Source organism: Microcoleus sp. MON2_D5 (assembly GCF_036701905.1).
In the GTDB taxonomy this organism is placed as follows: domain Bacteria; phylum Cyanobacteriota; class Cyanobacteriia; order Cyanobacteriales; family Microcoleaceae; genus Microcoleus.
Map to the genome: position 1 here is coordinate 1 of NZ_JAUBRM010000238.1, position 1,004 is coordinate 1,004.

General features: G+C 45.0%; 1 protein-coding gene. It reads left to right on the plus strand.

The annotated features are described in order from the left end of the window. The first annotated feature begins 335 nt into the window (after positions 1 to 335). Positions 336 to 938 (plus strand): isochorismate family cysteine hydrolase YcaC, encoded by a 603-nt coding sequence (gene ycaC, locus QUA47_RS30900; protein WP_333433643.1) that lies wholly within the window; start codon positions 336 to 338, stop codon positions 936 to 938. The last annotated feature ends 66 nt before the right edge of the window (positions 939 to 1,004 follow it).

Here is a 1,004-nt window from a genome sequence, read left to right on the forward strand (position 1 = left end):
TGGAATATCGAGAGTGTTGCCTCTATCCTTTCTCTGCGCTGTGCTTATCTCAATGGTCAACTTTCCACTTGATATATCTGCAAAACTGAGATGCACCCAAACGAATGCCCTTTGGACCCGCGACGCGAAAATCTTAACTCTGTGCTTAACTTGCGGAGCTTAAGTGATGAAATTTGGCGTTGTCTTGCAGACTCAGTTCATGGCGCGATCGCTTACGTCATCAACCCTTGAGGGTAAACAGACGTTTCACTTAAAAGCACAAGCAGAGATGTTTAGCTTTTGATTTCATTCTGCAATTCCTCATTCACCAATCACTCAAATAGGAGAATTACCTAATGTCTACATTCAAGTACAATCGTCTAGATAAGAATAATGCTGCGGTTCTACTGGTGGATCACCAAACTGGACTGTTCTCGCTTGTGCGTGATATTGGTGCTGCCGACTTCAAAAATAATGTGCTAGCGCTAGCCAGTGTAGCCAAGTTTTTCAACCTGCCTACTGTTTTGAGCACTAGCTTTGAGGATGGTCCCAATGGAGTCATCCTGCCGGAACTGAAGGAGAAGTTTCCTGATGCTCCCTTCATTCCGCGCCCCGGACAGATCAACGCTTGGGACAATGAGGAATTTGTTAAAGCCGTAGAAGCAACTGGTAAGAAGCAATTGATTATTGCCGGAATTGTCACGGATGTCTGTGTCACTTTTTGCACACTTTCAGCATTGGAGGCAGGGTATGACGTTTTTGTTGTCACCGATGCCTCTGGCACCTTCAATGAAACCTGTCGCGATGCAGCTTGGGATCGGATGTCTCGTGCTGGCGCTCAGTTGGTCAATTGGTATAGCGTTGTGGGTGAATTGCACCGTGATTGGCGTAACGATATTGAAGGGCTAGGTAATCTCCTTGCAGGGTTTAGTCCTGACTACAAAAATCGGCGTTGCTGAACTAAGGTATGATTTGTTCAAAGAGAAATTGGCAAAAACAATTAACTAAAAGTCAAAGCCTATGAA